Source organism: Pseudomonas sp. NPDC089395 (genome assembly GCF_044749525.1).
GTDB lineage: Bacteria > Pseudomonadota > Gammaproteobacteria > Pseudomonadales > Pseudomonadaceae > Aquipseudomonas.
Genome location: NZ_JBIVID010000011.1, coordinates 162,977 through 175,928, shown reverse-complemented (window position 1 = coordinate 175,928; position 12,952 = coordinate 162,977). Strand labels below are relative to the sequence as shown.

General features: G+C 64.8%; 13 protein-coding genes and 1 pseudogene. 9 read left to right on the top strand and 5 right to left on the bottom strand.

Features of this window, described 5'->3' with window-relative positions:
- The first annotated feature begins 148 nt into the window (after positions 1 to 148).
- The 5 genes from ACIPZG_RS22180 to ACIPZG_RS22160 all read left to right on the top strand — a co-directional run bounded on the left by ACIPZG_RS22180 (position 149) and on the right by ACIPZG_RS22160 (position 2,847).
- The gene (locus ACIPZG_RS22180; RefSeq protein ID WP_400642783.1) at positions 149 to 739 is read left to right on the top strand and encodes a cysteine hydrolase family protein; all 591 of its coding nucleotides are present in this window, start codon (positions 149 to 151) and stop codon (positions 737 to 739) included.
- 72 nt (positions 740 to 811) lie between these two features.
- Positions 812 to 1,132, top strand: a complete 321-nt coding sequence (locus ACIPZG_RS22175; protein WP_400642781.1) for a hypothetical protein — start codon at positions 812 to 814, stop codon at positions 1,130 to 1,132.
- A 109-nt stretch (positions 1,133 to 1,241) separates the two neighbouring features.
- Positions 1,242 to 1,802, top strand: coding sequence for a Smr/MutS family protein (locus ACIPZG_RS22170; RefSeq protein ID WP_008093614.1), 561 nt, complete (start codon positions 1,242 to 1,244; stop codon positions 1,800 to 1,802).
- Positions 1,803 to 1,871: 69 nt separating this feature from the next.
- A complete protein-coding gene (gene folE, locus ACIPZG_RS22165) occupies positions 1,872 to 2,417 on the top strand; it encodes a GTP cyclohydrolase I FolE (RefSeq protein WP_008093613.1) in 546 nt (181 codons plus the stop codon).
- Between the two features lie 58 nt (positions 2,418 to 2,475).
- A complete protein-coding gene (locus tag ACIPZG_RS22160) occupies positions 2,476 to 2,847 on the top strand; it encodes a glutaredoxin family protein (protein WP_400716911.1) in 372 nt (123 codons plus the stop codon).
- A 116-nt stretch (positions 2,848 to 2,963) separates the two neighbouring features.
- On the opposite strand, the gene ACIPZG_RS22155 is transcribed toward ACIPZG_RS22160, so the two are convergent.
- Positions 2,964 to 3,566: a glutathione S-transferase family protein gene (locus tag ACIPZG_RS22155; RefSeq protein ID WP_400716908.1), complete on the bottom strand. Its 603-nt coding sequence runs from the start codon at positions 3,564 to 3,566 to the stop codon at positions 2,964 to 2,966.
- A 145-nt stretch (positions 3,567 to 3,711) separates the two neighbouring features.
- Between ACIPZG_RS22155 and ACIPZG_RS22150 the strand changes: the two genes are divergently transcribed.
- Positions 3,712 to 4,902, top strand: a complete 1,191-nt coding sequence (locus tag ACIPZG_RS22150; protein WP_400716905.1) for a benzoate/H(+) symporter BenE family transporter — start codon at positions 3,712 to 3,714, stop codon at positions 4,900 to 4,902.
- A 127-nt stretch (positions 4,903 to 5,029) separates the two neighbouring features.
- Here ACIPZG_RS22150 and ACIPZG_RS22145 read toward each other — a convergent pair whose 3' ends face one another.
- The 3 genes and pseudogenes from ACIPZG_RS22145 to ACIPZG_RS22135 all read right to left on the bottom strand — a co-directional run bounded on the left by ACIPZG_RS22145 (position 5,030) and on the right by ACIPZG_RS22135 (position 8,485).
- Positions 5,030 to 5,893: a methyl-accepting chemotaxis protein gene (locus ACIPZG_RS22145; protein WP_400716981.1), complete on the bottom strand. Its 864-nt coding sequence runs from the start codon at positions 5,891 to 5,893 to the stop codon at positions 5,030 to 5,032.
- A pseudogene (locus ACIPZG_RS22140) lies at positions 5,891 to 6,115 on the bottom strand (HAMP domain-containing protein); the annotation flags it as partial. The pseudogene ACIPZG_RS22140 and the gene ACIPZG_RS22145, both read right to left, overlap by 3 nt.
- A gap of 972 nt (positions 6,116 to 7,087) precedes the next feature.
- The gene (locus ACIPZG_RS22135; protein ID WP_400716903.1) at positions 7,088 to 8,485 is read right to left on the bottom strand and encodes a PLP-dependent aminotransferase family protein; all 1,398 of its coding nucleotides are present in this window, start codon (positions 8,483 to 8,485) and stop codon (positions 7,088 to 7,090) included.
- 225 nt (positions 8,486 to 8,710) lie between these two features.
- On the opposite strand from ACIPZG_RS22135, the gene ACIPZG_RS22130 reads away from it, so the two are divergent.
- Positions 8,711 to 9,865: an MFS transporter gene (locus ACIPZG_RS22130; protein ID WP_400716900.1), complete on the top strand. Its 1,155-nt coding sequence runs from the start codon at positions 8,711 to 8,713 to the stop codon at positions 9,863 to 9,865.
- Positions 9,866 to 10,012: 147 nt separating this feature from the next.
- Here ACIPZG_RS22130 and ACIPZG_RS22125 read toward each other — a convergent pair whose 3' ends face one another.
- Positions 10,013 to 10,774, bottom strand: a complete 762-nt coding sequence (locus tag ACIPZG_RS22125; RefSeq protein ID WP_400716897.1) for an SDR family oxidoreductase — start codon at positions 10,772 to 10,774, stop codon at positions 10,013 to 10,015.
- A gap of 172 nt (positions 10,775 to 10,946) precedes the next feature.
- On the opposite strand from ACIPZG_RS22125, the gene ACIPZG_RS22120 reads away from it, so the two are divergent.
- Both ACIPZG_RS22120 and kdsA read left to right on the top strand, forming a co-directional pair.
- On the top strand, positions 10,947 to 11,948 hold the full coding sequence (locus ACIPZG_RS22120) for an NADP-dependent oxidoreductase (RefSeq protein ID WP_400716895.1): 1,002 nt from the start codon (positions 10,947 to 10,949) through the stop codon (positions 11,946 to 11,948).
- Between the two features lie 145 nt (positions 11,949 to 12,093).
- Positions 12,094 to 12,936, top strand: coding sequence for a 3-deoxy-8-phosphooctulonate synthase (gene kdsA, locus ACIPZG_RS22115; RefSeq protein WP_400642214.1), 843 nt, complete (start codon positions 12,094 to 12,096; stop codon positions 12,934 to 12,936).
- Positions 12,937 to 12,952: the final 16 nt, after the last annotated feature.

Genomic DNA, 12,952 nt, shown 5'->3' with positions numbered 1-12,952 from the left:
TAACAGTCCTACCCGCACATTTGTTGCCGCGGATCGCCCCGCAGTCCGCCACAGGCCAGTAACCACGCCGCTTGCGATGTCAACCATTCCCATTGGCGCCAAGGCAAGGGAGAATAGGTATACAAAAGCCCTACCCAAGGAGCCCTTGATGTCCGTTCCAACCACGATGTTCCGCCTCACTGGCCGCGACTACCCGCCGGCCAAGCTGAGCCAAGCCAGCCTGATCGTCATCGATGCGCAGAAAGAGTACCTCAGTGGCCCTCTCGCGCTGTCGGGCATGGACGAGGCCGTGGCCAACATCGCCAGGTTGCTCGACGCCGCCCGCAAGGCCGGCCGTCCGATCATCCACGTCCGCCACCTCGGTACCGTTGGTGGTCGCTTCGACCCCCAGGGTGCGGCCGGCGAGTTCATCCCCGGCCTTGAGCCACGCGAGGGAGAAATCGTCATCGAAAAACGCATGCCCAACGCTTTCAAGAACACCAAGTTGCACGAAACCCTGCAAGCGCTGGGGCACCTTGACCTGATCGTCTGCGGTTTCATGAGCCATTCCAGCGTCAGCACCACGGTACGCCGGGCCAAGGACTATGGTTATCGTTGCACCCTGGTGGAAGACGCCTCGGCGACCCGCGACCTTGCCCTGAAAGACCGGGTGATCCCCGCCGCGCAGATCCATGAGTGCGAAATGGCCGTGATGGCCGACAACTTCGCCTGTGTCGCCCCGACTGCCAGCCTGATCTGACCGGCCGGCAGCCAGGCGGAACCCGAGGGTCGGCGACCGGTCCAATTTCTGATGTCCACAGAGGAAATCGGAATGAAGCTAAAAGGCAGTTTCGACGCCAAGCGCCTGCGCCCACGCGAACCGCGCAACTGGGGTGCTCGCCTGGCTGCCGGCCTGTCGGCATTGCTCGCGACGCTCGGTGTGCTGCTGGCCATGGCTGGCATCGCCGGGCTGCTCGGCAACTACACGGCGCTGGCCGAACTCAATGCCAATCGGCCGCTGGCCGGGATCATCACGGTGGCCGGGTTGCTGATGTTGTATTTCGGCGTGAGGTTCTGGCGGCGCAGCCGTATTCGCTTGCGTCGGGGGCGGGAGTTGAACCTGTCGCCGCACTTGATGAAGAAGCACCACTGAAGGTTTATGTTGGGGCTTCACTGGCCTCATCGCCGGCAAGCCGGCGATGAGGCCGGTACTGACGCCACTGGGTTGATGGCGTAAACTACGTCGCCCACGTGGAGGCAGCATGCAAGACGACGATTTTTCCCTGTTCAGCGCCGAGGTGCGCGGCGTCAAGCCGATCAAGCACGACCGCGCTGACATCGGCAAACCCAAGACCGACCGCAAACAGCTCGCCGGCCTGCGTCAGGCCGCGACCGTGCGCAGTGACCAGCCGCTGGTGATCGACGGCCTGTCCGACCAGTTCGTCATCGACGTCGGCGCCGAAGACGAGCTGATGTGGCGCCGCGACGGGGTGCAGGAAAGCCAGATCCGCAAGCTCAAGCTCGGCCAGATCGCCTTCGAAGGCAGCCTCGATCTTCACGGCATGAGCGTGGAAAAAGCCCGCGAAACCCTGTGGGACTTCATCGCCGAAGCCACCAAGCTGGAAGTGCGCTGCGTGCGTGTCACCCACGGCAAGGCCGCGCGCCTGGATGGCAAGCGGCCGATGATCAAGAGCCACGTCAACACCTGGCTGCGCCAGCACCCGCAAGTGCTCGGTTTCACCTCCTGCCAGGCCCGCCACGGCGGCACTGGCGCTGTGTATGTAATGCTCAAGCGAACCATGATGGAAGGTCGCGACGAGTAACGCCGCGCTTGCAGCGTAGGCTTTGCCGCCGTACCCTTCGTTTTTGCGATTTTTCCCACAGGTAGATACATGTCCCTGGAACAGAACTACACCGAGATCCTCAGCCAGATCGGCGAGGACGTCTCCCGTGAGGGCCTGCTCGACACGCCCAAGCGGGCTGCAAAGGCCATGAAGTACCTTTGCCGCGGTTATGAGCAGACGCTGGAAGAAGTCACCAACGGCGCGCTGTTCACCTCCGACAACAGCGAAATGGTGCTGGTCCGGGACATCGAGCTGTATTCGATGTGCGAACACCACATGCTGCCTTTCATCGGCAAGGCCCACGTGGCCTACCTGCCCAAGGGCAAGGTGCTGGGCCTGTCCAAGGTCGCGCGGATCGTCGACATGTACGCCCGCCGCCTGCAGATCCAGGAAAACCTCAGCCGCCAGATCGCCGAGGCCGTCCAGCAGGTGACCGGTGCTGCAGGTGTGGCAGTGGTCATCGAAGCCAAGCACATGTGCATGATGATGCGCGGTGTCGAAAAGCAGAACTCGACCATGCTCACCTCGGTGATGCTCGGCGAATTCCGTGAAAACGCCGCCACCCGCAGCGAGTTCCTCAGCCTGATCAAGTGATCGGCGCGTGACCCAAGCCGACCCTGTGGGGTCGGCTTTTTCATTTCAGGAGTTGCCCATGATCGTCAAAGCCTTGCGGGTCGGCCTCGGCCAGCTCATCGTGTTCGGCGACTGGATCAGCCGCCCGGCCAAGCGCAAGCGCGATGCCGCGGCCCAGGCCCAGGTCGAGCAGGAGGCCAAGGGCCTTGCGCTGTACCAGTTCCATGCCTGCCCGTTCTGCGTCAAGACCCGCCGCACCCTACACCGGCTGAATGTGCCGGTGGCGCTGCGTGATGCGAAGCATGATGAGGTGCACCGCCAAGCGCTGCTCGAAGGTGGGGGCCGGGTGAAGGTGCCTTGCCTGCGCATCGAAGAAGCGGGCAAGGTGACCTGGATGTATGAGTCCAAGGCCATCATTGCTTACCTGGACAAACGGTTCGCGTCGGTCTGACAGATAGGTGTCGCCCCCTTCGCGGGACAAGCCCGCTCCCACAGGTACTCCACTGACTTTGCTCTAGTGCAATACCTGTGGGAGCGGGCTTGTCCCGCGAAGGGGCCAGTGCAGGCTCAGTCCACCATCGGCACATGCCGAGGATGGGCGGCCACCCTGGCCAACCAGGCCCGCACCGCCGGGTAATCCGTCAGCTCGAAGCCCCCCTGCTGCGCCACATGGGTGTACGCATACAGCGCCACATCGGCAATTGAATACTGCTCACCCACCAGGTACGGCGTCATCTGCAACTGCCGCTCCATCACCTTCAGCGCCTTGTACCCGCCCTTGTGCAGCTTGCGGTACTCCTCCACCCGCTCATCCGGCAAGCCCAGGTAGAACTGGATGAACCGCGCCACGGCAATGTACGGCTCATGGCTGTACTGCTCGAAGAACTGCCACTGCAGCACCTGGGTACGCAAACGCGGCTCGCTGGGCAGGAACTCGCTGCCGTCGGCCAGGAAGTTGAGGATCGCGTTGGACTCCCACAGGCAGGTGCCGTCCTCCAACTGCAGCACCGGCACCTTGCCATTGGGGTTCATGGCCAGGAACTCGGGCGTTTCGGTCTCGCCCTTGAGGATATCCACCGGGTGCCATTGATACGGTCGGTCCAGCAAGCTCAGCATCAGCTTGACCTTGTAGCAGTTGCCCGACTGGTAGTCGCCATAGACCTTGTACATCGCCCCTCCCCTCCCATGCAGTTGCGCGTCAGGGCCCAATAGTTCGCGACTGTACGGCTAAAAGCAATGCCCGCTGTATGACAAGGATCAAGCGCGCCCGCGTTAGTCTGAAAAAACTGCTTACACATGGACAAGGACTTACCCCATGACCGATGCCACTTCCGCACGCCTGCGGCCCCTGGCAGACAGCTCCCCGTCGGCGGTGGTCGCCGGTTTCATCGCCATGCTCACCGGCTACACCAGCTCGCTGGTGCTGATGTTCCAGGCCGGCCAGGCGGCGGGCCTGACCAACGCGCAAATTTCATCCTGGATCTGGGCCCTGTCGATCGGCATGGCGGTCTGCAGCATCGGCCTGTCGTTGCGCTACCGCACGCCGATTACCATCGCCTGGTCGACGCCCGGCGCGGCGCTGCTGATCACCAGCCTTGGCGGGGTCAGCTACGGCGAAGCCATTGGCGCCTACATCACCTGCGCCGTGCTGGTACTGATCTGCGGACTGACCGGCAGCTTCGAGCGCCTGGTCAAACGTATTCCGGCCTCGCTGGCCTCCGCCTTGCTGGCCGGGATCCTGTTCAAGATCGGCAGCGAGATCTTCGTCGCCGCGCAGCACCGCACGCTGTTGGTGCTGGGCATGTTCTTCAGCTATCTGCTGGTCAAGCGCCTGTCGCCCCGTTATTGCGTGCTGGCCGCATTGCTGGTCGGCACGGCGTTGTCCGGCGCCCTTGGCCTGCTGGACTTCAGCGGTTTCAAACTGGAAGTGGCTACGCCGGTGTGGACCACCCCGAGCTTCTCGCTGGCCGCAACCATCAGCATCGGCATCCCGCTGTTCGTGGTGGCCATGACCTCGCAGAACATGCCCGGTGTGGCCGTGTTGCGCGCCGATGGCTACCAGGTGCCGGCTTCGCCGCTCATTTCGGCCACTGGCTTTGCCTCGCTGCTGCTGGCGCCGTTCGGCTCGCATGGGGTCAACCTGGCGGCAATCAGTGCAGCCATCTGCACCGGGCCGCATGCCCATGAAGACCCGAGCAAGCGCTATACCGCAGCGGTGTGGTGCGGGATTTTCTACGGCATTGCCGGGGTGTTCGGCGCCACGCTGGCAGCGTTGTTCGCCGCGCTGCCGAAGGAGTTGGTGCTGTCGATTGCTGCGCTGGCGCTGTTCGGCTCGATCATGAATGGGCTGACCGTGGCCATGGGTGAGGCGCGGGAGCGGGAGGCGGCGTTGATTACCTTCATGGTGACGGCTTCGGGGTTCACCCTGTTTTCCATTGGGTCGGCGTTCTGGGGGATCGTCGCCGGGGTGTTGACCTTGCTGATCTTGAGCCCGCGTAAGGGCTGAAGGTTTGCACCGTTTGTACCGGCCCTTTCGCGGGGCAAGCCCGCTCCCACAGGTACTGCACTGCGCTCCAGACCTGTGGTGTACCTGTGGGAGCGGGCTTGCCCCGCGAAAGGGCCGGTCCAGGCAATCACAAACGGAAGTGCCCCACCATCCCCTTCAAGTCACTGCCCAATTGCACCAACTCGATACTCGACCGGGCATTGCCCTGCATCGCCAACGCCGCCTGGTCCGCACTGCCGCGAATCTGCGTGACACTGCGACTGATCTCCTCCGCCACCGAACTCTGCTGCTCCGCTGCCGCTGCAATCTGCTGGTTCATCTGCTGGATCAATGACACCGCCGCCGCAATGCTGCCCAAGGCACTTTCGGTCTGCAGCGCGTCGGCCACGGCCAGACGCACCAGCTCGGTGCTGCCGCGAATCTGCGCCACCGACTGCTGGGCATTGCCGCGAAGACTGGCCACCAGCCGTTCGATTTCCTCGGTTGACTGCCGGGTACGCCGGGCCAGGGCCCGAACTTCATCGGCTACCACCGCGAAACCACGCCCCTGCTCGCCCGCCCGGGCCGCTTCGATGGCCGCATTGAGCGCCAGCAAGTTGGTTTGCTCGGCCACGCTCTTGATCACCGCCAGCACGTCGCCAATGGTATGGATCTCGGCACTCAGGCTCTCGATGCCGGTACTGGCGGTTTCTGCCGCCGCGGCCAGTTGCTCGATACGCTGCATGCTTTGGCGCACGACCTGCTGGCCGCTATCGACCTTGGCATCGGCGGCCTGGGCGGCCAGCGCCGCCTCTTCGGCATTGCGCGCCACATCGTGCACGGTGGCTGTCATCTGCTGCATCGCGGTGGCCACCTGCTCGGTCTCTTCCTTCTGACTGCCCACTTCACGGTTGGTCTGCTCGGTCACCGTCGACAGCGCCTGGGCGCTGCCCGCCAATTGCTCGATCCCCTGCTGCAAGCCGCTGACGATGCCCGACAGCGCAATGGCCATGTGCTGCACGGCCTGCGTCAGTTGCCCGACCTCATCGTCACGTGCCGCTTCTGGCTCCAGGCTCAGCTCCCCGGCAGCGATGCGCTGGGCCCGGCCAATCACACGCTTGAGCGGGCCGACCACCGCGCGCGTGATCAGCCAAGCGGCCAGCACGCCCACCAGCAGCGCCAGAACGGTCGCAGCAGCGATGGCCAGCGCGTTACGCGTCAAGTCGCCCTGCATTGCCTGCTCCTCGCCGACATAGGCTTGCTCCACCCGCCCGGTGACCTGCTCGGCACGCGCCTGCAACTGCGCCTTGAGGCCTTGTTCCTTACCCAGCAGGTCGGTGTATTCGTTGAGCTTGTCGGTGAATCCGGCAATGTGCCCGGCCACCTCGCCCAGCACGCCCTGGTAACCGGCGTCGGCAACCACTGCCTTGAGCTGATCGACCAGGGCTGCGGCCTCGACCGTCTCGGCGATGCGCCCTTGACTGGCGTCCGCTTCGCCCTTGCGGCTCTGTTCCAGGCGCACCCGGGCCTGGTCCATGGCCTGCAGCATCAGGCGCGACACTTGCGCCACCTGCGCGGACTGTTCGAGGAACTCACTGCCTTGCTGGCCCTGGGACTGTTTGAGGGTGTAGGCCCCGTCATCGGCCAGCCCTGCCTGCATCACGTCGAGGTTGTTGGCCACGCTGGACACCGACCAACTGGCCATGTCCAGCGCCAGCTCCTTGGCCTGCACCACCTCGACGAACGCGTCGAACGCCTGCCCATAGGCCGCCAGGTCAGCCTCGGCAGCCGTCAGTGCCGGCAGGCCTCGGGCGCGCTCGCTCAGGTTGCCCAGGCCGCTGCGCAAGGCCTCGGCCTGCTCGCTGTCGGAGCGCAAGGCGAAGGCTTGCTCGTGCAGGCGCAGCCGCAGCAGGTCGGTATTGAACCGGCCCAGCTCGCGCAGGCTGTCGAAACGCTGGCCGACACTGTGCAAGGCGCCGATGCCGATGGCCGCCACCGCCAGGGTCAGCAGCAACACCAGGGCAAACCCCAGCCCCATCTTGCGGGCCATGCCCAGGTTGGCCAGAACACCGTGCCTGCTCGCCGCCATCGCCGATCCCCCTTCACCTTGTCAGGTTTTCCCGAGGGCCAAGCGTGGCAACCTTGCCGACCCACGCACAAGCGGTCGACGCCACAATAGTGTCAAATGGCTATGTGCGTGTCGTTTTCAGCGCGCTGAAGGTCGCCCTGCGTGCAGAAGGAAGGCCTGGGCGCGGGTGTCCTGCCCGTAAGCGACATTGATCCGCAGCCAGTCGCTGGGGGCGCCTTGGTAGTCGAAGGCGCTGCCGGGTGTCAGCAGCACGTCATGCTCAGCCGCCAACCGCTCCAGGCTGGCGAAATCGCGCCCAGGCACTCGCGCCCAGACGAACATGCCGCCGCACGGCTCGCAGAACACCTCCCAGCCGTAACCCTCCAGTTGCCCGAGCAGCTTGGCCATGTGCTGGCCCAGGCGTACCCGCAGGCGCTGCACGCTTTTGCGGTAGCTGCCATTGGCCAGCATCTGCCCCACCACCTGCTCGATGAAGCGCGAAGTGCCGATCCCGCTGACCATCTTCAGCTCCGCCAGGCGCGCCAGCAGCGGCGAGTCGGCCACCAGATAGCCGACCCGCAACGAACTGCTCAGGGTCTTGGAGAAACTGGCCAGGTAGATGACCCGCTGTTCGCTGTCGAGAGTGGCCAGGCGGGTGGCCTGTCCTTCCTGGAAATCGGCATAGATATCGTCCTCGACGATACGCAGGTCGTGCTCTCGCGCCAGCTCCAGCAGTCGATAGGCCACCTTGGGCGTCAGGCTGGTGCCGGTCGGGTTCTGGTACAGGCTGTTGATGAACAGACAGCGCGGGCGGTGTTCGACCAGCAACCGCTCAAGCTCCGTGACATCCGGGCCGCTTGGCGTGCGCGGCAACGGCAGCATGCGCACCTGGTGCTGACGCAGCAGGTTGTACAGGTTGTAGTAACCGGGGTTTTCCACCAGCACCGTGTCGCCGGGGCGCAGCAGGGTGCGCACCAGCAGATCGAGGCCATGGCTGGCGCCCTGGGTCGTGAGGATGCGCTCGGGGCCAGCGGCGATGTCGAGACGCGCCAGGCGCTTGTGCAGTTGCAGGCGCAGGCTGGCCAGGCCCAGTGGCGGGCAGTAGTCGAACATGTCCTGCGGGTTGCCGCGGCTGACCTGGCGGATCGCCTGGGCCAGTTCGGCGTCTGCCCGCCAGGCTGTGGGCAGCCAGCCGCAGCCTAGCTTGAGCAGCTCGTCGTGGCCCTCACGAAACTGCCGCCAGCTGCCATCGGCGGCTTCGCCCCAAACGGGCTGGTCCTGCAGGGCCAGGCCAGGCTTGCGCTCGGCGACGAAGAAGCCGGTGCCGTGACGCGCCTCCAGCCAGCCACTGGCGACCAGGCGATCGTAGGCTTCGATCACGCAGGACGCGCTCACGGCCTGGTTGCGTGCCAGGGTGCGAATCGACGGCAGGCGAGCGCCGGGGCGCAGACGCTGCTGTTCGATCCAGGCTTGCAGGTGGTCGGTGAGTTGCTGCACCAGCGGGATCTGGCTTTGACGGTCGAGGGGCAAGTGCATGGCTTAGCTGTTTGGCTGTTTTGAGCGAACAGTTAAGCATAAATGGGTGGTGCGTGTGCCTTGTTGGGAGGTTGGCTTGATAGCAAGGTTGCCAGTACCGGCCCTATCGCCGGCGAGCCGGCTCCCACAGGTACTCCACAGCCAGTGAGTCCTGTGCTTTACCTGTGGGAGCCGGCTTGCCGGCGATAGGGCCGGCACAGACAACTCAAAACCAGGATCAGCCCCATGCCCTCCCACCCCGCCCTGCTGGCCTTCGCCTTGTGCCTGATCACCCTCGCGGTCAACCTGCAGGCCCCGCTCTACATCACCTACGCCGACCTCTCCGGGCAAGGCGCCACTGCCACCGCCGTGGCCTTCTCCGGCTATGTCCTGGGTGTATTGCCCGTGCTGCTGGCCCTCGGCGGCCTGGCCGACCGGGTCGGGCGCCGGCCACTGATCCTCGCCGCGCTGCTGCTGTCGATGCTCGCCACCCTGCTCATGCTGCTGGCCCCCAGCCTGCAGACCCTGGGCCTGGCCCGCCTGTGCCTGGGCCTTGGCACCGGCCTGGCCTCGGCCACTGCCACGGCCTACATGGGCGAACTGATGGGCGCCGACAGCACTGCCCGCGCCGCCAACTGGGTGACCGCCAGCACCTCGCTGGGCTTTGGCCTGGGTGCGGCGCTGACCAGCCTGTTCCTGCTGCGCGGCCCGAGCCTGACACCGGGCAGCTTCCACCTGCAGCTGGCGCTTGCCGCCGTGGCCCTGGCGCTGGTCTGGCGCCTGCCCGACCCACGCCCGACGCAACGCAGCGCCATGCTGCGCTTGCCTGGCTACCCAACCGGCAGCGTGGTGTATGGCCTGGCCATTCTGCTGGCCTGGGCCTGTGTCGGGCTGGTCATCGCCCTGCTGCCAGGGATTCTGCGCCAGCACGGCCTGAGTGACTGGTCGGGCTTTTCGACATTCTGCGTGATCAGCTGTGGCCTACTGTTCCAACCCCTGGCACGGCGTATGGCCTGCGCCAAGGCTACGTTGCTGGGCCTGGGAATCTTGCCGTGCAGCTATGCGCTGCTGGCCTGGGGTGCCGACCGTGGGCAACTGGGTGCCGTCCTGCTGGGGGCGGTGGCGGCGAGCAGCGCGTGCTATGGGTTCATCTACCTGGGCGGGCTGGCGGCGGTGAACCAGCTGGCAGGAAGCGAAAAGACCCGGGGCAGCGCCGGGTTCTTCCTGCTGGCTTATCTTGGGTTCAGTGTGCCGGTGATCTTTACCGGGGTGCTGAGTGACCAGCTGGGGCCACGCGTGGCGCTGCTGGCGTTTGGTGGCGTGCTGGTGCTGGGGTGTGCAGCGGTCGCGCTGGCATTGGTGCTGTCTGCGCGGGCAAGCCCGCTTGCGCAGTCCTGCTGAAAAGCACAATCCCCTGTGGGAGCCGGCTTGCCGGCGATGAGGCCAGGGCAGGCAAGCAGCGGCTCGGGCGCTATCGCCGGCAACCCGGCTCCCACAGGATTCTCGACAGGCCTGGAGCTTCCATGGCGAGCTTGCAGCCTTGAGCTTTCAGATTGCAGTAGCCCCGCCATCCAGAGTCAGACTGTGCCCCGTGGTGAACGCCGCGCCATCACTGCACAGGTACAGCACCGCGCTGGCGATCTCCTCGACCTTACCGATGCGCCCGACCGGGTGCATGGCTGCGGCGAACTCGGCCTTGCGCGGGTCGGCCTCATAGGCCCGGCGGAACATGTCGGTATCGATCACTGCAGGGCACACCGCATTCACCCGGATGCCCTTCTTGGCGTACTCGATGGCCGCCGACTTGGTCAGGCCGATCACCGCATGCTTGGACGCGCTGTAGATGCTCATCTTCGGCGCCGCGCCCAGCCCGGCCACCGACGCGGTATTCACGATCGCGCCGCCGCCCTGGGCCAAGAGCAACGGCAGTTGATACTTCATGCACAACCACACGCCTTTGACATTGACGCCCATGATGGCGTCGAACTCCGCTTCGCTGCCTTCGGCCATGCGCCCCTGCTCGATCTCGATGCCTGCGTTGTTGTAAGCGTAATCCAGGCGGCCGTAGGCTTGGATGACGCGCTCATGCAACTGGCGCACCTGGGCATCCTGGGTCACGTCACACGCCACGAACAGCGCCTGGCCACCGGCCTCGACGATTTGCACCACCGTGGCCTCGCCGCCGACCGGGTCGAGGTCGGCCACCACCACCTTCAGGCCTTCGCGGGCAAAGGCCAGCGCCGTCGCCCGGCCGATTCCCGCCGCGCCGCCGGTGACCAGGGCTACTTGCCCGGAAAAGGTCATGCTCATGGTTCGCTCCTGATCGTGAAATATCGGTCATGAGTCTAGTCAGCCCACCACCCGGCTGGGCAGCATCATCAGGGCAACGGTTGGGCTACCATGCTTACCAGTGATTTTGCGCACCTCCCTGCATCAGCAGGCTAAATTCATCGCTTTCGCCTACCGCCCTCAAGGACCTGCCATGACCCAGACCAACCGCCGCTTCCTGCTAGCCAAACGTCCGGTCGGCGCCGTGCGCCGTGACGACTTCACGTTCGAGACAGTACCCGCCGAAGCGCCCGCCGAGGGGCAGATCCAGGTGCGCAACCTGTACCTGTCGCTGGACCCGGCCATGCGCGGCTGGATGAACGAAGGCAAGTCGTACATCCCGCCTGTGGCCCTCGGCCAGGTGATGCGCGCGCTCGGCGTGGGCGAAGTGGTGGCCTCCCGGCACCCAGACTACAAAGCTGGCGACCACGTCAGCGGCGCGCTGGGGGTACAGGACTATTTCACTGGCGAGCCCCAGGGCCTGCACAAGATCGACCCCCGGCTTGCGCCCCTGCCCCGCTACCTGTCGGCCCTGGGCATGACCGGCATGACGGCCTATTTCGCCCTGCTCGAAGTGGGCCAACCCAAGGCCGGCGATACCGTGGTGATTTCCGGTGCAGCAGGCGCGGTGGGCAGCATCGTTGGCCAGATCGCCAAGCTCAAGGGCTGCCACGTGGTCGGCATTGCCGGTGGCGCGCAGAAGTGCCAGTACCTCAAGGACGAACTGGGGTTCGACGGCGTCATCGACTACAAGGCCGAGGACGTGCTCGCCGGCCTCAAGCGCGAATGCCCCAAGGGCGTGGATGTGTATTTCGATAACGTCGGCGGCGAGATCCTCGACGCGGTGCTCACCCGCATCAACTTCAAGGCCCGCATCGTCATCTGCGGCGCAATCAGCCAGTACAACAACAAGGAAGCGGTCAAAGGCCCGGCCAACTACCTGGCGTTGCTGGTGAACCGTGCGCGGATGGAAGGCTTCGTGGTGATGGACCATGCCAAGGACTATGGCAAGGCGGCGCAGGAGATCGCCGGGTGGCTGGCCAGCGGCAAGGTCAAGAGCAAGGAAGATGTGGTGGACGGGCTGGAGACGTTCCCGGAGACGTTGCTCAAGCTGTTCAGCGGGGAGAATTTCGGCAAGCTGGTGCTGAAGGTCTAACCCGAAAGCAGGGGCTCAGCACCTCCCCTCCTGTGGGAGCCGGCTTGCCGGCTCCCACAGGGATCGCGCAAGCTTTGCTCCCCCAGATCTTGTAAGATCACCCATCGCCACTGAAACCAGTGACTGGGATTTGCAGAGAAAGAACATGATCAAGATCACCCCAACCATCGAGTGCTCCAACAACGCACCTTTCGTCCTCTTCGGTGGCATCAATGTCCTCGAATCCGAAGACCTGGCCCTGAAGGCCTGTGAAGAATACGTGCGCGTCACTCAGAAGCTGGGCATCCCCTATGTCTTCAAAGCCAGCTTCGACAAGGCCAACCGCTCCTCCATCCACTCCTACCGTGGCCCGGGCATGGAAGAAGGCCTGCGCATCTTCGAAAAGGTAAAAGCCGAATTCGGCGTGCCGATCATCACCGACGTACACGAGATCTACCAGTGCGCGCCGGTCGCCGAAGTGGTCGACGTGCTGCAGCTGCCGGCCTTCCTGGCCCGCCAGACCGACCTGGTGGTGGCCCTGGCCAAGACCGGCAAGCCGGTCAACATCAAGAAGCCGCAGTTCCTCAGCCCTTCGCAGATGCAGAACATCGTGCAGAAGTTCAAGGAAGCCGGTAACGACCAGCTGATCCTCTGCGACCGCGGCACCTGCATGGGCTACGACAACCTCGTGGTCGACATGCTCGGCTTCGGCGTGATGAAGCGCACCTGCGACAACCTGCCGATCATCTTCGACGTCACCCACGCCCTGCAGAACCGCGACCCGTCCGGCGCGGCCTCCGGCGGCCGTCGCGAACAGGTCGTCGACCTGGCCCGTGCCGGCATGGGTGTTGGCCTCGCCGGCCTGTTCCTGGAAGCCCACCCGAACCCGGACCAAGCCAAGTGCGACGGCCCAAGCGCCCTGCCGCTGGACAAGCTGGAGCCGTTCCTGGCCCAGATCAAGGCGCTGGACGACCTGGTCAAGTCGTTCCCACCGCTGGTCATCGCGTAATAAAAAAGGGGCTGCA

What these genes read in the sequence shown, in the direction of transcription:
- folE (WP_008093613.1), top strand. Translation starts at nt 1,872, where the DNA reads ATGTCCCTGGAACAGAACTACACCGAGATCCTCAGCCAGATCGGCGAG.
- ACIPZG_RS22120 (WP_400716895.1), top strand. Translation starts at nt 10,947, where the DNA reads ATGACCCAGACCAACCGCCGCTTCCTGCTAGCCAAACGTCCGGTCGGC.
- ACIPZG_RS22150 (WP_400716905.1), top strand. Translation starts at nt 3,712, where the DNA reads ATGACCGATGCCACTTCCGCACGCCTGCGGCCCCTGGCAGACAGCTCC.
- kdsA (WP_400642214.1), top strand. Translation starts at nt 12,094, where the DNA reads ATGATCAAGATCACCCCAACCATCGAGTGCTCCAACAACGCACCTTTC.
- ACIPZG_RS22135 (WP_400716903.1), bottom strand. Translation starts at nt 8,485, where the DNA reads ATGCACTTGCCCCTCGACCGTCAAAGCCAGATCCCGCTGGTGCAGCAA.
- ACIPZG_RS22130 (WP_400716900.1), top strand. Translation starts at nt 8,711, where the DNA reads ATGCCCTCCCACCCCGCCCTGCTGGCCTTCGCCTTGTGCCTGATCACC.
- ACIPZG_RS22160 (WP_400716911.1), top strand. Translation starts at nt 2,476, where the DNA reads ATGATCGTCAAAGCCTTGCGGGTCGGCCTCGGCCAGCTCATCGTGTTC.
- ACIPZG_RS22125 (WP_400716897.1), bottom strand. Translation starts at nt 10,774, where the DNA reads ATGAGCATGACCTTTTCCGGGCAAGTAGCCCTGGTCACCGGCGGCGCG.
- ACIPZG_RS22145 (WP_400716981.1), bottom strand. Translation starts at nt 5,893, where the DNA reads ATGGCCATTGCGCTGTCGGGCATCGTCAGCGGCTTGCAGCAGGGGATC.
- ACIPZG_RS22155 (WP_400716908.1), bottom strand. Translation starts at nt 3,566, where the DNA reads ATGTACAAGGTCTATGGCGACTACCAGTCGGGCAACTGCTACAAGGTC.
- ACIPZG_RS22175 (WP_400642781.1), top strand. Translation starts at nt 812, where the DNA reads ATGAAGCTAAAAGGCAGTTTCGACGCCAAGCGCCTGCGCCCACGCGAA.
- ACIPZG_RS22170 (WP_008093614.1), top strand. Translation starts at nt 1,242, where the DNA reads ATGCAAGACGACGATTTTTCCCTGTTCAGCGCCGAGGTGCGCGGCGTC.
- ACIPZG_RS22180 (WP_400642783.1), top strand. Translation starts at nt 149, where the DNA reads ATGTCCGTTCCAACCACGATGTTCCGCCTCACTGGCCGCGACTACCCG.